Origin of the sequence: Microvirga sp. RSM25 (assembly GCF_044784385.1) — a bacterium.
Classification (GTDB): Bacteria; Pseudomonadota; Alphaproteobacteria; order Rhizobiales; family Beijerinckiaceae; genus Microvirga; species Microvirga tunisiensis.
This window is the reverse complement of record NZ_CP173040.1, coordinates 61,164-78,334: the sequence shown is the minus strand read 5'-3', so window position 1 is coordinate 78,334 and position 17,171 is coordinate 61,164. Positions and strand designations below refer to the sequence as shown.

Here is a 17,171-nt window from a genome sequence, read left to right as displayed (position 1 = left end):
GTTTCGTCGTTCTTTGGCCTTGGCGCGGACACTCACATTATTGATCCGGCTTGGGTGATCTTGAATTACGCGGCATAACGGAAAGATGGATGCCTGAAGTAGCTGCGGATCCGGTCGGGCAACTTGGCGAGCCGGCGCATGTGGCTGATGATGGCGCGCTTAAGTTCGGGCTTGCTGCGGGCCGGCGGCTTGCGCGTCACGGCGTGCTTCAGGTCGGCGTTCAGGCCCTCGTCCGGGTTGAGTTCTGGGCTGTAGGGAGGCAAGTGAAAGACCTCGATCTGCTCTGGGCGCTCAGCCAACCAGTCCTGCACCGCCCGGGCCCGATGGACCGGCAGGTTGTCCCAGATCAGAAACACCTTGCCGTTGGCATCCTCGATCAGCCGGCCGAGAAAGCGGATCAGGCTCGGGGCCGTGACGGCACCATTGAGCACCATCCAGCGCAGCTCGCCCTTGTTGGTCACAGCCGAGATCAGGCCCAGCCCCGCGCGCCTGTGGTTGGGGCGGACGACAGGGGTGCGGCCCCGCGGGGCGAAGCTGCGGCCGCGCACATCATCGGAGCGCAGGCCGGTCTCGTCCCCCCAGAAGATCGAGCCCTTCTCTCTTCTGGCTTGCGCCACGATGGCCGGATAGTCCTGCCGCAGCCAGTGCCGCACCGCCTTCGGCGACTGCTCGTAGGCCCGTCGGAGCGGCTTCTGGGCCGTGAAGCCCCAGCGCGCCAGGTAGGTGCTCATCGTGCGCACCGCCAGCCGGACCCCACAGTGGCGCTCGATCAGCATCCGCACCGCCGCCCGGCTCCATAGGGCGAAGGGCAGGCCGAGGTCGTCGGGCGTGTGCCGGCGGATCAGAGCGCGGACCTGCGCTTCCTGCTCGGCCTCGAGAAACCGTCCCGTGCCGGGCGCCGGGCCGCGCGGCCCGCTGGCCAGTCCGGCCAGACCCTGCTCGGCGAAGCGGCGGCAGATATCGAACACGCCGGTGCGGGTCAGGCCCACCTGGGCGGCGATGGCATCATACGTCAGACCGCTCTCGCGCAGGCCGATCACCTGCCGGCGGCGCTCCTCTTGCGCGGCTGCGGGCAGCTTGCGCATGTCAACATGTTTCATCCCGTCAAACTGGATCACCCAGCCGCAGATTTCAAGAGCACCCAAGCCGGATCAATAAGTGTTTAGATGGGGTTGTCTAATCGCAGCCTCTTGATCAAGTCCTTTATCGAATTGCATGGACGATGCCATTACCGATTGTTCGACGGATTGCGAACAGAGGGGTGATATTGTGATCGCGTTGCCTGTTCTTCTTGGCGCCAGTGATGGTCGCTTGCCGGGAGCACGGTTGTCTTCGCGGTCGACACCAGTTCGCCGCATGATGGTCTTCGCAGGTGGGGCCTTCCAATGTATTCGACGCAGTCTGCGGGTCGATGACGCGCACCTGCAGTCCCATCAACGGAATGACCTGACCTACGTCCCGGCAGGGACGTCTCGGCGCGTCCGGCGAGCGAGCGCAATCTGGCAGTGGCTCAGCTTCCGATCATAGCCGGTCACCCAGGCTGCGGTGCGCTCTCATGCGCTCGTGCTGGCGGACCGATCAAAGAACTCGCCGGTTTTCAGCATCGTGTGCATGATGACGACGTGTTGGACAATGGTGCAAAGTTCGCCCTGTCTCAGGTGGATCTGAGACGCCGGGATCAACCCGGAAGATCACCCGAACCACATCTTTGGCGACCTCGATGCGCTTGACGAGGGTACAGATGATGTCGCGCTTCGTCGCCCAATCCGTAGCCCCGAGCCGCTCGCGCACCAGCGCGGCAAATAGGTCCAGCTTACCTATGACGAGGTGCAGCGACCGGATTTGCTCATCGGCTTCCTGGTGAGCCTTGGCTTCAGCTTCCAGCCGGGCTGTCCGGCGGCGCAACGCGGCCAGGCGCGGCTCGAATTCAGGCTTCTCGATCAGGCCCTCCGTGTAGCTGTCGATCAGCCGCTCGATCGCGCGGCGGGCCTTGGCCCGTTGACGTTCAACAGTATCAAGTTCGAGCCGATGCGGCGTGGCCTGCACGGCGTCCAAGCGCCGCTGATACTCGGCGATCACCCGCGTCGGGTCGTCGAGCAGCCGGCAGACTTCGTTCCACACCGCCTCATCGAGCAACTCCGTGGCGACCAGCCGGGCATCACACCGGAACGCACCGTGAAAGCGGCTGCGGTCCGTGCCGCAATAGCGATAATACCGCCGTGGTCCGCAGGGGTGATACCCGGTAAACCCATAGCCGCACTTCTGGCAGACGAGCAGACCGCGCAGCAGATACTGGACGCCCGCAAGCCGCTCGCGACTGCGTCTGCGGTTCTCCTCCAACTGCTCGGCGACACTCACAAACAGGTCTTCGTCAATCAGAGCCGGAACCGCAATGCGGATGTGCCGCTCAGGCGGGGCGAGCACTTGCCGCCAGGACCGCCGCGGCAGGCCATCGTGGCCGCGCGGCGGATGCAGCGGCGGCCGCCATGGCACGCTCTGGCGGCGACCATAAAGCGCCTGTCCCGCATAGGCAGGGTTGAGCAGCATGCTATGGATCATCGCCCGGCTCCAGTGACGCCGCCCAGTCGGACTCGGAAGTCCGCTGTCGTGCAGGTGCCGGCAGACCCCCGCCAGCGTCAAGCGCTCGTGCCCGACCCAGGTGAAGATCTGGCGCACAATCCGGGCGGCCTCCTCGTCAATCTCGTAGCGGGCGTCTCCCCCGCCAGCCTCGCGCGTGATGTAGCGGTAGCCGAAGGGCGCCCGGGACAGGACACTGACGGCCCCGGCTTGGGCGCGATGGCGCTTGCCGCGCCGGCTGCGCTCCAGCACTTTGGCTCTCTCGTACTCGGTGAACATGACCTGCAGTTGCAGCAGCAAACTGTCCTCGGGCGTGGTTCCGATCGGGCGATTGAGGAAGACCACCTGCGTGCCGGCTTGGGAGAACTCCTCGAGCAACAGAACCTGATGCGCATAGCTGCGGGCGAGACGATCCGGGGCATGGACGTAGACGAGATCAATTGCCGACAGCGCCACGAGATCGCGCAACCGCTCCAGGGCGGGACGGATCAGGCTGGCACTGCTGTGGCCGTTGTCGATGAACCGCAGATCGTCTCGGATACAATGGCCATCCTGTTGTGCCCGTGCGGTCAGCTCCGCCAACTGGCTGTCGATGGTGTGATGCTCAGCCTGCTGGTCGGAGGAGACCCGGGCTGATCTTCCCCCGATTGCGTGGACGCCGGGTTAGCTTGCGTTCCTTTCGGCCTGTTCAGGTGTGAGATACCCGAGGGCCGAGTGGATGCGCTGGCGATTGTACAACGAGGTTTGAGAACACCCACAGGACCACTCGACGTGAAGTTCTGTATTGGCTTCACCCCTGGGCCGGCCGCGAGGTGGCCATCCATGCGGTGATCGATAAGGCGGATGGCACTGTTTTCCGTTGCACGCCCGACGGATCGGAGACCGAGCGATGGCTTGAGATCCCGGCGTGGATGTTCGACCGAGCGTCGTGTGCCCGGGATCAGACCCTGACGACGTGTCCCTTTGTCGGCCTGGATGCGCTGATGGCCCTGTCTGCGCTTCTCGATCTGTCGATGAAGATCGCCAGCCGATCATCGAATCCCCGGCTTTCGGGCGCATGGGGAGTCTCTCGCGATCAGAATCGGGGAGAGATCCATGGCACGGAAGATGGGGGCATCCGCGGATGCGGATCAACGCAATCGGCGGCTCGGTCCGCAGCAGTTGGACCTGTTCGGCAGCAGCGCGTCACACAGTGTCAGCGGCGCGCCGGCGTGGCGCGAGCTGCCGCGGGAGGCGCAGGCGACGGTGGTGAGCCTGATGATGCAACTCATCCTGGAGCATGCTCAAAGGCGCGCGGTGGCGCCGGGGACCATGGAGGGCAGCCATGATCACTGACAAGGTCCGCCCTCACCACCTGGAGCGCAAGGCGATCCTCTATGTGCGCCAGTCCTCCACTCATCAGGTGCTGCACAACCGCGAGAGCAGCGCGCTGCAATACGCCATGCGGGACCGGCTGATCGCGCTGGGATGGTCCGAGATCGAGGTGATCGACGATGATCTCGGGCGCTCGGCCGCCGGCGGGGTCCAGCGCGCCGGCTTCGAGCGGATGGTGGCGGAGGTCTGTCTCGGGAAGGTTGGCGTGGTCTGCGCGCGGGAGGTCTCGCGCTTTGCCCGCAACAGCCGGGACTGGCAGCAGTTGATTGAGATGTGCCGCGTCGTCGACACGGTGCTGGTCGATCAGGAGGCGATCTACGCCCCACGGCATGGCAATGACCGGCTGCTGCTCGGCCTCAAGGGCAGCTTGAACGAGTACGAGCTTGAGCTGCTGCGACAGCGCTCGCTCGCCGCGCGCTACGAGAAGGCCCGCCGCGGCGAATTGGTCGTCACAGCCCCCGTCGGCTTCGTGAAGGCCGGCGACCGGTATGAGAAGGACCCGGATCGGCGGGTGCAGGAAGCCATCGCTCTCGTTTTTGACAAGGTCGAGGAACTGGGCAGTGCACGGCAGGCGCTCTGCTGGCTGCACGAGCACGATCTCGCTCTGCCGGTGAAGCAGGCGAACGGCGACACGGCCTGGCGCAGGCCGAGCTATGCCTCTATCCACCGGATCATTGAGAACCCGGTTTACGGCGGCGCCTATGCCTATGGTAAGACTGCTGCCTCGGCAGGGTATGGTGCTGATGGGGTGAGTGTGACGATCCATCGGAAGGCACGGTCGCAGTGGCTGGCGCTGATCCCCGAGGCCCATGAAGGCTATGTCAGCTGGGAGAGGTTCGAAGCGATCCGCACGATGGTCTCAGGCAACGTTCCAACCGGCAAGCATCACGGCGCGCCCAAGCATGGCGATGCGCTGCTGGCCGGGCTGATCCGCTGCCGGCGATGCGGTCGGAAGCTGACGCTTCGGTACACGGGCACACGGCACCGCATTCCGCGCTACAGCTGTAGCCGTGCCTGGATGGACAATGGTGGTCCCCATTGCATCGCCTTTGGCGGTCTGCGGGTTGATGATGCCATCGAAGAGGCGCTGCTCGGCGTCGTCGGACCTGGCGCCATCGCCGCGGCGACGGCCGCGGCCGCCCAGGCCACGCACCAGAGGGACCAGGTGCGCGAGGCCCTTGGCCGCGATCTCGAAGCGGCGCGCTATGCCGCCGACCGGGCCTTCCGGCAGTACGACGCCGCCGATCCGGCGAACCGGTTGGTCGCCGGCGAGCTTGAGACGCGCTGGAACCGCTCGCTTGCCCGTGTTGCCGAGGTGGAGAGCAAGATCGCCGCGCATGAGGCGGCAGCCGTGCCATCGGCCGTCGCCCCGGAGGCTCTCGGTGACCTGGCCGAGAACCTCAAGACGGTCTGGTCGGCGCCAACCACTGATGCGCGCCTGAAGAAGCGCATCGTCCGCACGCTCATCCACGAGGTCATCGCCGATATCGATGACGCAGCGTCCGAGATCGTGATCATCGTGCATTGGGTAGGCGGTGTGCATAGCGAGATGCGGTTGCCAAAGCGCCGCCGCGGACAGCGCAACAGCACGTCCGCCGACATCCTTGAGGCGGTGCGCCGATTGGTGCTCATCGCCAGCGATGATCTGATCGCAGGCTTGCTCAACCGCAACGGCCTCAAGACAGGCAACGGCAACCGCTGGACCCGCGAGCGCGTCACCTCTATGCGATCGAACTACCGGATCCCGGTGTTCAAGCCGGCATCAGACGGCATCGAGCCCTGGCTCAATCTCGGCCAGGCCGCCAGACTCCTGAAGGTTGCGCCCAAGACGCTCCGTCTGGCTGCCGAAGCCGGCGAGATCGAGGCCATCCACCCTCTGTCGGATGGACCGTGGATCTTCGCGCGCGCGGCGCTGACGACAGAGGCGGCCATGTCAATCACCGAGCGGGCGCGCCAGAACCCAAAATACCCCGCGGGATCGCATCCCGCGCAACAAAGCCTCTTCTCTTCAATGACATAGACAGATGGGTGTTGTGATGCAGGGTTGTAGAACCCATCGATGTAGCCGAACAGGTCGCGTCGCGCCTCTTCGCGTGTCGTCCAACGGCATTGATGGACTAGCTCCACTTTCAAGGAATGGAAGAACGACTCCATCGGGGCGTTATCATAGCAGCATCCTGTCCGGCTCATCGACGCCTTGGCCGTCATGGAAGCCAGCTGCCGGATATAAGCCTCGGCCGCATATTGGCTGCCCTGTCGGAATGATGGATCAGCCCCTCACCGGGTCTTCGGATCGCCAGAGCCTTGCGCAGCGCCTCGAGCGCCAGTTCCTTGTGCAGCCGGTCACTCACCGCCCAGCCAACCACCCGGCGAGCGAAGAGATCCAGGACCACGGCTAGGTAGAGCCAGCCCTCACCCGTCCACACGTACGAAATATCCGCGTTCCATTTCTGGTTCGGGCGTGTGGCTGAGAAGTCCTGCTCGAGCAGGTTGGGCGCGATCGGAAAGGCGTGATGGCTGTCGGTGGTGCGCTTGAACCGACGCTTCTGCCGGGCCTTGAGCCCATTCTCGCGCATCAGTCGAGCGGTCCGACGGCGCCCGATGGGCAGGCCCTGATCCTGGAGTTCGCGCGTCATCCGTGGGCTGCCATAGGTGCCATTCGACTCTCGAAAGGCGGATCGGACATGGGCGAGCAGCACCAGATCCTCGCGCTGACGCTGGCAAGCCGGACGACTTCGCCAGGCAAAGTACCCGCTCTGGCTCACCTCAAGAACTTGGCACAGGCGCTGGATGGGGAATTCCGCTTTCGCCGCATCGATGAACGTGAACCTCATCGACTTCCCTCCTTGGCGAAAAAAGCGGTCGCCTTCTTGAGGATGTCGCGCTCTTGGCGCAGCACCTCGTTCTCGCGACGCAGCCGCTTGAGCTCGGCCATGACGTCCTCATGGGGCGGGGTGGCCGACGAGGGCCGTGTGTCCGGGTGCTCCGCCATCCAGCGCGCGAGCGTCGAACGGTTCACCCCAAGATCGTCGGCGATGGCACGTTGGGAGCGCCCACTCGTCAAAACCAGGCGGACGGCCTCATCCTGGAACTCTCTCGTAAAACGGCTCTTCGGCATGGAGATCCTCCTGCTTCATACAGAGCTCTCCACTTTTTCGATACTGCTGGCGAACGGGCGCGGATTTTCAATCCGCCTGTGGCGGGAGAAACAGGGCGCCCTATGATCGACCGTGGAGGGGAGCGGCCGATGTGAATGTGGTGGTCCCAACCCCGATGGCGAACATGGTCCACGGGCTGCTGCGCACTTGAGAGTGGTGACGCCCAGGCGATCCCGGTTAGGAATGTGATGATCTCGCACAGCCCCGCCCTCCGTTGATGTCTCGAGGAGGAGCCTGCCATGACGCGCAAGTCGCCGTCCCGCCTGCAGCGGGAACTTGCCCCGATCCACCCCCATGCGGCCGCTGTCGACATCGGCGCCCGGATGCATGTGGCGGCCGTCTTGCTCCGCTGTGATCCCGAGCCGGTGCGCACCTTCGGCACATTCACGGGCGACCTGCAGCGCCTCGCCGACTGGTTTGAGCAATGCAGGGTCGCCACGGTGGCCCTGGAGTCGACCGGGGTCTCCTGGATCCCGCTCTACGAGATCCTCACCCAGCGCGGCTTTGCCGTGGTGGTGGTCAATGCCCGCGAGGTCAAGCAGGTGCCGGGCCGCAAGACGGACGTGTGCGACGCCCAGTGGCTGCAGCGTCTGCATGAGTACGGGCTTCTGCGGGCCAGCTTCCACCCGCAAGGCGAGATCGCCACGCTGCGCGCTTATCTGCGCCAGCGCGAGCGCCTCCTGGAAGCCGCCGCCGCCCACATCCAGCCCATGCAGAAGGCGCTGATCCAGATGAACCTGCAGCTCCAGCACGTGGTGGCTGACATCACTGGCCAGACGGGGCTGCGCATCATCCGGGCCCTTGTCGCCGGCGAGCGCGATCCGGACCGCCTGGCCGCCTTGCGCGACGGGCGCTGCAAGACCCCGCTTGCGACTCTGCGCGCCGCGCTGGTCGGCAACGATCGGGAGGAGCACGTCTTCGCCCTGGCCCAGGCGCTGGAGCTGTATGAGATCTACCAGACCAAGGTGGCCGCCTGCGACGAGCGCATTGCGGCCGTACTGGAGCGCCTGCAAGCCCAGAACCCGCCTCCGGCGGCGGCGCTGCCGCTGCCCCGTCGCGCGCAGCCGCAGGCCAATGAGCCGGCCGTACCGGTGCGCGCGGCCCTGCATGCGATCCTCGGGGTCGACCTGACCCAGATCGATGGGATTGGACCCGACCTGGCGCTCAAGCTGGTCAGCGAGTGCGGCACGGATCTCGCGGCTTGGCCGAGCGCCCAGCACTTCACCTCCTGGCTCGGCCTCGCGCCGCACAACAAGATCTCCGGGGGCAAGGTGCTGTCGAGCCGCACGCGCCGCTCCGGCAGCCGGGTCGCGGCGCGGTTGCGGCTGGCCGCGGGCGCGGTTGGGCGCACCCAGACGGCGCTGGGGGCTTTCTACCGGCGGCTCGCCGCGCGGGTGGGCAAGGCCAAGGCGATCACCGCGACGGCGCGCAAGATCGCGGTGCTGGTCTACAACACGCTGAGCCACGGCATGGCCTACGCCGATCCCGGGGCGTCCTACTACGAGGAACGCTACCGGCAGCGGGTGCTGAGCAATCTTCGCCGCCGCGCCAGGTCGCTCGGCTATGTCCTGGAGAAGGCAGGGCCCGCCTCAGCCGCAGTGGTTGTTTCTTAGGAATTCATCACGCTGGGATGGGAGCCATCATGAGCTTGGTGGATGCGGATTGCCGCGTTCGTGCGAGCGGCGTGCCCGCAAACCAAGCCCCTAGGCGGATGAGGTTCATGGCGGCTGCCGTCAGCACGTGCTGGAGATGCGTCTTGGTGAGACCGATGTAGCGCGAGCGCCGCAGGTGCAGGCCCCGAACGCCTGCCGAAATCGTTCCCTCGATGCCGGCGCGCTGTCGATACTCTTTCGAGAAGGCAAGCTGCTCCTCACGCTGGCGAGCCGCCTCCAGCGTCTCGTGTTCCTCGCGTGGTCGGAGCGTGAGCAGGCGCCGCCCGCTTCGGGTACACTGTGTCTTCAGGGGACAAGATCGACAATCTGTTGTCGAGAAGCGAACTTTGAACGCGGTTCGCCCCTGATGGTCGTCGGGGGCCCAACTCTTGCTCTGGTGCCCGGCCGGGCAGGTCGCCATTTCCCGATCCCAATCGAGGCGGAAGTCCTGCACCGTGAAGCCTTCTCCTGAACGGGCCTGCCATTGATCATCCTTGGGAGCCGGCCCGAACAGCGTGACGCCTTTCTTCCGGCTGGCGACAAGCTGGTCAGCCGCAACATAACCGGCATCGGCCAGATGAGTGTCGGGCAGCAGACCTTTGGTATCAAGGGCCGCATGGATGTCGTCGAGCGCGTCGCGATCAACGACGGGTGCCGGCGTGGTCTCCACAGGCGTGATCAGATGCGGTCCGCCCTCGTCGCACGTTGGACTTGCATCGAAAAAGATACTGCTGGCGAACGGGGTGGAGCGATTGAGGCAGGCTCGGCGTTCAGGCTGTAGGGGGCTTGGGTTCAGACCTGGAGGGTTCTCATGTCGCTCCGCCCGACTTTGAGTGGGAATGTCCCAGCGTCAACCGCAACCGTTGCCCGTGCGGCCTTTCCCCGTGGCAATCCCTATCTGCGCTTGCGTGACCACCTCGGGACGATTTTTACCGACGCCCAGTTCGCACCCCTCTTCGCCCCTTGCGGGCAACCGGCGGAATGCCCGTGGCGGCTGGCGCTGGTGACCCTGCTCCAGTTCGCCGAGAACCTGCCCGACCGGCGCGCGGCCGATGCGGTCCGCGGTCGCATCGACTGGAAGTATCTGCTCGGCCTGGAGCTGACCGACCCTGGCTTCGACGCTTCGGTTCTGAGCGAGTTCCGCGGCCGTCTCGTGGCCGGCGGCGCGGAGGAGCATCTGCTCGACACGCTGTTGGCGCTGTGCCGTGACCTGAAGCTGCTCAGTGCCCGGGGCCGGCAGCGCACCGACTCGACCCATGTGCTCGGAACCGTCCGTTCCCTGAACCGTCTCGAATGCGTGACCGAAACCCTGCGCGCGGCCCTGAATGCCTTGGCGATAGCGGCCCCCGAGTGGCTGCGCGCTGAGGCGGATCCTGCTTGGCTGGAGCGATATGACCGGCGGGCTGGCGATCATGACGTGCCGCAAGGCGAGACGAAGCGGCGTGCTCATGCCGAGCAGATCGGCCGCGATGGTCATCAGTTGCTTGCGGCCATCATGGCTCCTGGCGCTCCGATATGGCTGCGTCAGATCCCGGCCGTTGAGTTGCTGCGGCAGGCCTGGCTCCAGAATTTCTCCATCATTGGCGATGTCCCGGCCGCCGGATCTAAGGCCACTCCCCTGGTGCGATGGCGGACCGAACAGGAGGGATTTCCACCCTCGCTGTTGATGCTCGCCTCGCCCTACGATCCGGAGGTGCACTACGCCAGGAAGCAGTCCACGATCTGGATCGGCTACAAGGTGCATCTGACCGAGACGTGCGATGAGGGCGGACCACACCTGATCACGCATGTGGAGACTACGCCGGCACCTGTCGTTGATCGCGACGCGCTCGAAGACATCCATGCAGCGCTCGAAGCCAAGGGCCTGCTGCCCGGTACTCATCTGGCCGATGCCGGTTATGTTGCGGCTGACCAGCTTGTCGCCAGCCGGAAGAAAGGCGTCACGCTGTTCGGGCCGGCTCCCAAGGATGATCAATGGCAGGCCCGTTCAGGAGAAGGCTTCACGGTGCAGGACTTCCGCCTCGATTGGGATCGGGAAATGGCGACCTGCCCGGCCGGGCACCAGAGCAAGAGTTGGGCCCCCGACGACCATCAGGGGCGAACCGCGTTCAAAGTTCGCTTCTCGACAACAGATTGTCGATCTTGTCCCCTGAAGACACAGTGTACCCGAAGCGGGCGGCGCCTGCTCACGCTCCGACCACGCGAGGAACACGAGACGCTGGAGGCGGCTCGCCAGCGTGAGGAGCAGCTTGCCTTCTCGAAAGAGTATCGACGGCGCGCTGGCATCGAGGGAACGATTTCGGCAGGCGTTCGGGGCCTGCACCTGCGGCGCTCGCGCTACATCGGTCTCACCAAGACGCATCTCCAGCACGTGCTGACGGCAGCCGCCATGAACCTCATCCGCCTAGGGGCTTGGTTTGCGGGCACGCCGCTCGCACGAACGCGGCAATCCGCATCCACCAAGCTCATGATGGCTCCCATCCCAGCGTGATGAATTCCTAAGAAACAACCACTGCGGCTGAGGCGGGCTCTGCCTTTTCCAGGACATAGCCGAGCGACCTGGCGCGGCGGCGAAGATTGCTCAGCACCCGCTGCCGGTAGCGTTCCTCGTAGTAGGACGCCCCGGGATCGGCGTAGGCCATGCCGTGGCTCAGCGTGTTGTAGACCAGCACCGCGATCTTGCGCGCCGTCGCGGTGATCGCCTTGGCCTTGCCCACCCGCGCGGCGAGCCGCCGGTAGAAAGCCCCCAGCGCCGTCTGGGTGCGCCCAACCGCGCCCGCGGCCAGCCGCAACCGCGCCGCGACCCGGCTGCCGGAGCGGCGCGTGCGGCTCGACAGCACCTTGCCCCCGGAGATCTTGTTGTGCGGCGCGAGGCCGAGCCAGGAGGTGAAGTGCTGGGCGCTCGGCCAAGCCGCGAGATCCGTGCCGCACTCGCTGACCAGCTTGAGCGCCAAGTAGGGTCCAATCCCATCGATCTGGGTCAGGTCGACCCCGAGGATCGCATGCAGGGCCGCGCGCACCGGTACGGCCGGCTCATTGGCCTGCGGCTGCGCGCGACGGGGCAGCGGCAGCGCCGCCGCCGGAGGCGGGTTCTGGGCTTGCAGGCGCTCCAGCACGGCCGCAATGCGCTCGTCGCAGGCGGCCACCTTGGTCTGGTAGATCTCATACAGCTCCAGCGCCTGGGCCAGGGCGAAGACGTGCTCCTCCCGATCGTTGCCGACCAGCGCGGCGCGCAAAGTCGCGAGCGGGGTCTTGCAGCGTCCGTCGCGCAAGGTGGCCAGGCGGTCGGGATCGCGCTCGCCGGCGACAAGGGCCCGGATGATGCGCAGCCCCGTCTGGCCGGTGATGTCGGCCACGGCGTGCTGGAGCTGCAGGTTCATCTGGGTCAGCGCCTTCTGCATGGGCTGGATGTGGGCGGCGGCAGCTTCCAGGAGGCGCTCGCGCTGGCGCAGATAAGCGCGCAGGGTGGCGATCTCGCCTTGCGGCTGGAAGCTGGCCCGCAGGAGCCCGTACTCATGCAGGCGCTGCAGCCACTGGGCGTCGCACACGTCCGTCTTGCGGCCCGGCACCTGCTTGACCTCGCGGGCATTGACCACCACCACCGCGAAGCCGCGCTGGGTGAGGATCTCATAGAGCGGGATCCAGGAGACCCCAGTCGACTCCAGGGCCACCGTGGTGACCTTGCACTGCTCTAACCAGTCGGCGAGGCGCTGCAGGTCACCCGTGAAGGTGCCGAAGGTGCGCACCGGCTCGGGATCGCAGCGGGGCGAAACGGCCGCCACGTGCATCGTGGCGCCGATGTCGACAGCGGCCGCATGGGGGTGGATCGGGGCAAGTTCCCGCTGCAGGCGGGACGGCGACTTGCGCGTCATGGCAGGCTCCTCCTGGGTGGCATCAACGGAGGGCGGGGCTGCGCGAAATCATCACATTCCTAACCGGGATCGCCTGGGCGTCACCACTCTCAAGGGCGCAGCAGCCCGTGGACCATGTTCGCCATCGGGGTTGGGACCACCACATTCACATCGGCCGCTCCCCTCCGCAGCCGATCATAGGGCGCCCTGTTTCTCCCGCCACAGGCGGATGGAAAATCCGCGCCCGTTCGCCAGCAGTATCCTTTTCGAAGCAAGTCCACCCCGACGCCGATCAGACCTAGCGGACACCAGCCGCTGCCGAGCGTCAGCCGTTGCGAAACGTGTAGCTGTATCCGTTGATCGCCGGCGCGCCGCCGAGATGCGCATAGAGGACCCTCGATCCGTCCGGAAAGAAGCCTTTCTGGACGAGGTCAATCAGCCCTTGCATCGACTTGCCCTCGTAGACGGGATCAGTAATTATCCCCTCGAGCCGCGCACACAGGCGAATGGCCTCCTTCGTTTCCTCGGACGGAATACCGTAACGCGGATACGCGTACTCCTCGAGCAACACCACGTCATCCTCGACGATTTCCGCGCCACGGTCGACGAGCTTCGCAGTATGCTGGGCAATGTTGAGCACCTGCGCCTTGGTTTGGGCGGGGGTGGCGGAGGCATCGATCCCGATCACTTTGCGCTGTCGCCGATCCTTGGCGAATCCGACGACCATGCCGGCGTGCGTCGAGCCCGTGACCGTGCAAACCACGATAAAGTCGAAGGCCAATCCAAGCTGCTTCTCCTGGGCGCGCACCTCCTCCGCGAACCCGACGTAGCCGAGACCGCCATATTTGTGAACGGAGGCCCCGGCTGGGATCGCATAGGGTCTGCCGCCCCTTGACTTGACCTCGTCGAACGCCTGTTTCCAACTGCGGCGGATGCCGATATCGAAGCCCTCCTCGACTAGGCGTACCTCTGCTCCCATGATGCGGCTCAAGAGAATGTTGCCGACTCGGTCGTAGACGGCATCCTCATGTGGTACCCAGCTCTCCTGTATCAGGAGGCATTTCATACCGATCTTGGCGGCAACCGCGGCGACCATCCGCGTGTGGTTGGACTGCACGCCGCCGATGGAGACAAGCGTATCGGCCTTTGACGCGATCGCGTCGGGGACGATGTATTCGAGCTTGCGGAGCTTGTTGCCGCCGAACGCGAGACCGGAGTTGCAGTCCTCACGTTTGGCGTAGATTTCCACCTTTCCCCCGAGATGCTGGCCGAGGTGGTCGAGCTTCTCGATAGGCGTGGGTCCAAAGGTGAGCGGGTGGCGTTCGAACTTTTCCAGCATGTTCTCCCCAGCGGTTGGCGATTGAACTGAAATTGGCAATTCGCAAGTCATTGTAAGAGGCGTGTTTGACGTGAGGTCAGCTGCGTTCTCCGATGTCCCAGAAGAGCCCCGTCATGATTTCCAGATCCTCCTTTCCAGACAAAGCAGCCTGGTCAGAAGGAGCACGCTTCCGAAATAGCCTACCTGAAGAAGCAGCGCACAGGCCACCGTTGTGACGATTACTGTGCGAATGGCATGCGGGACGAAGCAGACCATCAGAGTGTTGGTGTACAGGGCCAGCTGCAGGACGTGATCAAAGATCCTGAAGGGCACGCCGTTCTCGCGGGTTTGTCCGTCAGATCATGCAGGCACCGTGTCGGCCGCAACATGGGTCTGGCAGTTCTTCGGGCAGACACGGGCGCAGGCTCCGCAGCCAATGCAGCGGCCGGGATGGTCGATGACCATGATCATACGATTGAGCTGGCCATCGAAGTCGTCGTCCTCGCCGTCGCAGACGCCGAGGATTTCACCCGTGTCATCGATGCCGTAAAGGTGCATGACCTCGCGCGAGCAGACCTTGAAGCAGCGGCCGCAGCCGATGCAGATCGTGCCATCGATAGCGGTCAGATAGTCCGGTATCCATCTGGAGCCGTCGCGGGTGAGAAAATGGTTCGTCATCGTAAACTCTCCAACGCAGCGAGCTCCCTCTTGGCAGCGTCCAACTCGGCAAAAGCGTTGAACGTTTTCTCGGCGACCGCCTTGATCTCGGTCCAGCTGACCGGCAGGTCCTCGGCAAGATCGTGCAATTCCATCTTCGCAGTTCCCGCGCGCGACTGCAGCTTGCGGACCTTCTTCTGCAGCTCTTCAACGTCCGGCATGATCCTTTCCTCGAAAACCGGTTTCATCACGCCCGCGCCACGTCGGGATAGGCTTCGATGACGGTGATCGCATCGTCGACCAGTTTCGTACCGGCCGCAGCGAGTTTCCAAAGCGTCTCGAAGCCGAACCGGTGGACGTCGCGCAGGGATTTCGACAGAACGACCAACCGCCCGGTCGTGAGAAGCACGCACCCGAAGCCCTCATGGCTCATCTCCATCATCGGCGATGCCATCAGGCTGGAGCGCTCCTCGATCGCAAGCCCGACGGCGGTGTAAAAAAGGTCGAGCCGCCACAACACGTCCGGATCGGGATCGCCAATGATTGGGATCGCACGGCGCTGCTCCTTGGTGACGATGAAGTCGGCCAGCAGCTCGGCATCCGATTGGCCTTCCCATGACCCATAAGAATCCTGAGCGCGGATGAGCCGCACGAGGCATTTGACAAAAGGGGTGGCATGGGCCGTTTCGTCCTCGTTGACAGCAGGGCTAACTGCGGCATCGGACATCTCGCGTCTCCTCATTTCAGTCCTCGAAGGACGGTTTCTTGTCGGGGACGCCTGCTTCCGCCAGCACCTTGCGCAGCCAGGGCGGAGGAGCCGTCCTGAGCATCGTCTGGGTGCGCGACAGCACCTCTTCGATGGGTTGAGGATGCGGCACTTTGACCGGATGAATGTTTGCCGAAACAAGCTTGGCTGCCGAAGGCCCGCCGATAGCCAGGCAAAACAGGAGATGGCAGCCCTTCAACGCCTCCACCTTCGGGGTGATGCGGTCGTCGCCCTCGGTCCGATGCTTCCCACTCTCGTCGGAAACGTCATCGAAGGCCACGGCTTCCACGAAATTCCACGCGTCGGGCGTCACGTCGTAGACGGCAAAGCGCTTGGCCGACCCGAAATGGGCGTTGCAGCCTTTTATGTCTTGTGTGGCGATCGCTACGCGCAATGCGCCGGCTTGCCGCTCCGGCATCAATGCGTGAACCGCGTCAGTGACGAGCGAGAGGCGACGAACGAGAGCCATCTGGCATGTCTCGGTTACGGAATGGATCAAGAGTCTCAGGCGTCGGCGCGTCCTGGTTGGCCTGGAAGATGTTGGCGATCTCGAAGATCAGGTCGCGCGTCCCTTGATAGAGGATTGTGAGCTTGTGCTGACTGCCGAGCCGGTCGAAGATCGGGAAGCCAACGCGCATGAGCGGAATGCCGAGGCGCTCCGCCGCTTGGCGTCCGTGCGAATGGGTGACGAGAAGATCAGCGCCGGCGGCAAGACCTTCCAGATCGCCGAGATCGCCGACCTGGACCGATTCCGCCGGCACTTGCTCGAGAATTTTCGACGTATCGGTCGTGGTGACGGCGGCCGCGATGTCGGAGCCCATGCCGATGAAGAAGGTCGCAAGCTGGTAGAGCTGGTCTGGTTCGGCGGCGATCGCAATTCTCTTGCCGCCGAAATGGAAGTGTCCGTCGAGCAACGCATCCAGCAGTTGCGCCCGGCGACGGCGGAGCTTGGCCGGCACCGCGGCGCCCGAAATCGCGGACAGCAGCGAGACGAACCGGTCGACGCCTTTCAATCCGGTCAGCGACTGGAACAGCACGTAAGGCACGCCGGTCAGCCGCTGCAGCACCTCAGCCGGGCGGCGCATATGCTCGCCGATGGCGATGCAGTGCGCCACCGTGCCAAGCTCGCGGATCTCGTCGATGGTCGTCCCGCCATATGTGGTCGGAATCCAGCGATCAGGAACCGTGCCGTCGAGTGCGCCGGAAACATCCGGGAAAATCACCGCTTGCAGTCCAAAGCTCTCCACTGTCTCGTGTAGATGCTCGATATCGGCCACGGTCAGATTCCAGCCGGGCAGGATGGCGATCTTTTTTGTGTCTCGCGCCTGTTTGCCTGACCGCGTGATGGTCTCGATCATGGCCGTGACGGCCGTGGCCCAGCCGTCTTCGATCGCGCCGTGGAAATCCGGTGTGTTGGCCAGCACGACTTTCGTGCCGGCGAGTTCTTCGCCACGTTTCGCTCTGATATTGGCGATGTCGCTTGCGAAGTCTTCACCACGGGTTTCCACCAGTGCCGTCGTGCAGACCCCGATCAGCTTCGGATTGGTGCGGGTCTTGAGGTTGAGGATCGCCTCCTCCAAATGGTCCGCCCCACCGAGGATCGTCGCGACCTCATCCATCGCCGTTGTCTGCAGCGGGATCGTCTCCTTGAAGTGCCGCACGAAGAGCACCAGCGCGAAGCTGGTACAGCCTTGGCTGCCGTGAAACAGCGGCATCGCACCCTCGACGCCAAGAAAGGCGAAGGCCGCGCCCAGTGGCTGCGACGACTTCAGCGGGTTGACCGCCGCCGATTTGGTCTGGGGAAGGATGCGGACCATC

At 64.6% G+C, this 17,171-nt stretch carries 15 protein-coding genes and 1 pseudogene; 4 read left to right on the top strand and 12 right to left on the bottom strand.

Features of this window, described 5'->3' with window-relative positions:
• Positions 1-65: 65 nt before the first annotated feature.
• Together ACD578_RS26310 and ACD578_RS26305 are read right to left on the bottom strand one after the other, a co-directional pair.
• Positions 66-1,100, bottom strand: coding sequence for an IS630 family transposase (locus ACD578_RS26310; protein ID WP_404292134.1), 1,035 nt, complete (start codon positions 1,098-1,100; stop codon positions 66-68).
• 478 nt (positions 1,101-1,578) lie between these two features.
• Positions 1,579-3,225: a recombinase family protein gene (locus ACD578_RS26305; protein WP_404295604.1), complete on the bottom strand. Its 1,647-nt coding sequence runs from the start codon at positions 3,223-3,225 to the stop codon at positions 1,579-1,581.
• 447 nt (positions 3,226-3,672) lie between these two features.
• Here ACD578_RS26305 and ACD578_RS26300 point away from each other — a divergent pair, with 447 nt between their 5' ends.
• Together ACD578_RS26300 and ACD578_RS26295 are read left to right on the top strand one after the other, a co-directional pair.
• Positions 3,673-3,912, top strand: a complete 240-nt coding sequence (locus ACD578_RS26300; protein ID WP_404294815.1) for a hypothetical protein — start codon at positions 3,673-3,675, stop codon at positions 3,910-3,912.
• Entirely contained in the window at positions 3,902-5,971 is a 2,070-nt protein-coding gene (locus ACD578_RS26295) for a recombinase family protein (protein ID WP_404294813.1), read from the top strand. The genes ACD578_RS26300 and ACD578_RS26295 overlap by 11 nt, the downstream gene beginning before the upstream one ends.
• Here ACD578_RS26295 and ACD578_RS26290 read toward each other — a convergent pair.
• A pseudogene (locus ACD578_RS26290) lies at positions 5,971-7,069 on the bottom strand (IS3 family transposase); the annotation flags it as partial. The gene ACD578_RS26295 and the pseudogene ACD578_RS26290 sit on opposite strands and share 1 nt — an antisense overlap.
• Positions 7,070-7,348: 279 nt before the next feature.
• On the opposite strand from ACD578_RS26290, the gene ACD578_RS26285 reads away from it, so the two are divergent.
• Positions 7,349-8,722, top strand: coding sequence for an IS110 family transposase (locus ACD578_RS26285; protein ID WP_404294811.1), 1,374 nt, complete (start codon positions 7,349-7,351; stop codon positions 8,720-8,722).
• A gap of 7 nt (positions 8,723-8,729) precedes the next feature.
• Here ACD578_RS26285 and ACD578_RS26280 read toward each other — a convergent pair whose 3' ends face one another.
• On the bottom strand, positions 8,730-9,431 hold the full coding sequence (locus ACD578_RS26280) for a transposase (RefSeq protein WP_404294809.1): 702 nt from the start codon (positions 9,429-9,431) through the stop codon (positions 8,730-8,732).
• Between the two features lie 141 nt (positions 9,432-9,572).
• On the opposite strand from ACD578_RS26280, the gene ACD578_RS26275 reads away from it, so the two are divergent.
• The gene (locus ACD578_RS26275) at positions 9,573-11,252 is read left to right on the top strand and encodes an IS1182 family transposase (protein ID WP_404294807.1); all 1,680 of its coding nucleotides are present in this window, start codon (positions 9,573-9,575) and stop codon (positions 11,250-11,252) included.
• Positions 11,253-11,259: 7 nt separating this feature from the next.
• On the opposite strand, the gene ACD578_RS26270 is transcribed toward ACD578_RS26275, so the two are convergent.
• The 8 genes from ACD578_RS26270 to nifN form a co-directional block, all read right to left on the bottom strand.
• Positions 11,260-12,633, bottom strand: coding sequence for an IS110 family transposase (locus ACD578_RS26270; RefSeq protein WP_404294806.1), 1,374 nt, complete (start codon positions 12,631-12,633; stop codon positions 11,260-11,262).
• Positions 12,634-12,937: 304 nt separating this feature from the next.
• Positions 12,938-13,951 carry a 1-aminocyclopropane-1-carboxylate deaminase gene (locus tag ACD578_RS26265; RefSeq protein ID WP_404294804.1) on the bottom strand — a complete coding sequence of 338 codons (1,014 nt, stop codon included), beginning with the start codon at positions 13,949-13,951 and terminating at the stop codon, positions 12,938-12,940.
• A gap of 111 nt (positions 13,952-14,062) precedes the next feature.
• Complete coding sequence (locus ACD578_RS26260; RefSeq protein WP_404295601.1) at positions 14,063-14,206, bottom strand: exopolysaccharide production repressor protein; 144 nt, start codon at positions 14,204-14,206, stop codon at positions 14,063-14,065.
• 84 nt (positions 14,207-14,290) lie between these two features.
• Complete coding sequence (fdxB, locus tag ACD578_RS26255; protein WP_404294802.1) at positions 14,291-14,608, bottom strand: ferredoxin III, nif-specific; 318 nt, start codon at positions 14,606-14,608, stop codon at positions 14,291-14,293.
• On the bottom strand, positions 14,605-14,808 hold the full coding sequence (locus ACD578_RS26250) for a CCE_0567 family metalloprotein (RefSeq protein WP_404294801.1): 204 nt from the start codon (positions 14,806-14,808) through the stop codon (positions 14,605-14,607). Before ACD578_RS26250 ends, fdxB begins: the two co-directional genes overlap by 4 nt.
• 26 nt (positions 14,809-14,834) lie before the next feature.
• Positions 14,835-15,314: a NifX-associated nitrogen fixation protein gene (locus ACD578_RS26245; RefSeq protein WP_404294799.1), complete on the bottom strand. Its 480-nt coding sequence runs from the start codon at positions 15,312-15,314 to the stop codon at positions 14,835-14,837.
• A gap of 16 nt (positions 15,315-15,330) precedes the next feature.
• Positions 15,331-15,822, bottom strand: a complete 492-nt coding sequence (gene nifX, locus ACD578_RS26240) for a nitrogen fixation protein NifX (protein WP_404294797.1) — start codon at positions 15,820-15,822, stop codon at positions 15,331-15,333.
• The gene (gene nifN / locus ACD578_RS26235) at positions 15,788-17,170 is read right to left on the bottom strand and encodes a nitrogenase iron-molybdenum cofactor biosynthesis protein NifN (RefSeq protein WP_404294795.1); all 1,383 of its coding nucleotides are present in this window, start codon (positions 17,168-17,170) and stop codon (positions 15,788-15,790) included. The genes nifX and nifN overlap by 35 nt, the downstream gene beginning before the upstream one ends.
• Position 17,171 lies beyond the last annotated feature (1 nt).

Coding starts and splice junctions, on each gene's coding strand:
- ACD578_RS26310 (WP_404292134.1), bottom strand. CDS start 1,100: ATGAAACATGTTGACATGCGCAAGCTGCCCGCAGCCGCGCAAGAGGAG.
- ACD578_RS26300 (WP_404294815.1), top strand. CDS start 3,673: ATGGCACGGAAGATGGGGGCATCCGCGGATGCGGATCAACGCAATCGG.
- ACD578_RS26295 (WP_404294813.1), top strand. CDS start 3,902: ATGATCACTGACAAGGTCCGCCCTCACCACCTGGAGCGCAAGGCGATC.
- ACD578_RS26285 (WP_404294811.1), top strand. CDS start 7,349: ATGACGCGCAAGTCGCCGTCCCGCCTGCAGCGGGAACTTGCCCCGATC.
- ACD578_RS26275 (WP_404294807.1), top strand. CDS start 9,573: ATGTCGCTCCGCCCGACTTTGAGTGGGAATGTCCCAGCGTCAACCGCA.
- ACD578_RS26270 (WP_404294806.1), bottom strand. CDS start 12,633: ATGACGCGCAAGTCGCCGTCCCGCCTGCAGCGGGAACTTGCCCCGATC.
- ACD578_RS26265 (WP_404294804.1), bottom strand. CDS start 13,951: ATGCTGGAAAAGTTCGAACGCCACCCGCTCACCTTTGGACCCACGCCT.
- ACD578_RS26260 (WP_404295601.1), bottom strand. CDS start 14,206: ATGGTCTGCTTCGTCCCGCATGCCATTCGCACAGTAATCGTCACAACG.
- fdxB (WP_404294802.1), bottom strand. CDS start 14,608: ATGACGAACCATTTTCTCACCCGCGACGGCTCCAGATGGATACCGGAC.
- ACD578_RS26250 (WP_404294801.1), bottom strand. CDS start 14,808: ATGCCGGACGTTGAAGAGCTGCAGAAGAAGGTCCGCAAGCTGCAGTCG.
- ACD578_RS26245 (WP_404294799.1), bottom strand. CDS start 15,314: ATGTCCGATGCCGCAGTTAGCCCTGCTGTCAACGAGGACGAAACGGCC.
- nifX (WP_404294797.1), bottom strand. CDS start 15,822: ATGGCTCTCGTTCGTCGCCTCTCGCTCGTCACTGACGCGGTTCACGCA.
- nifN (WP_404294795.1), bottom strand. CDS start 17,170: ATGGTCCGCATCCTTCCCCAGACCAAATCGGCGGCGGTCAACCCGCTG.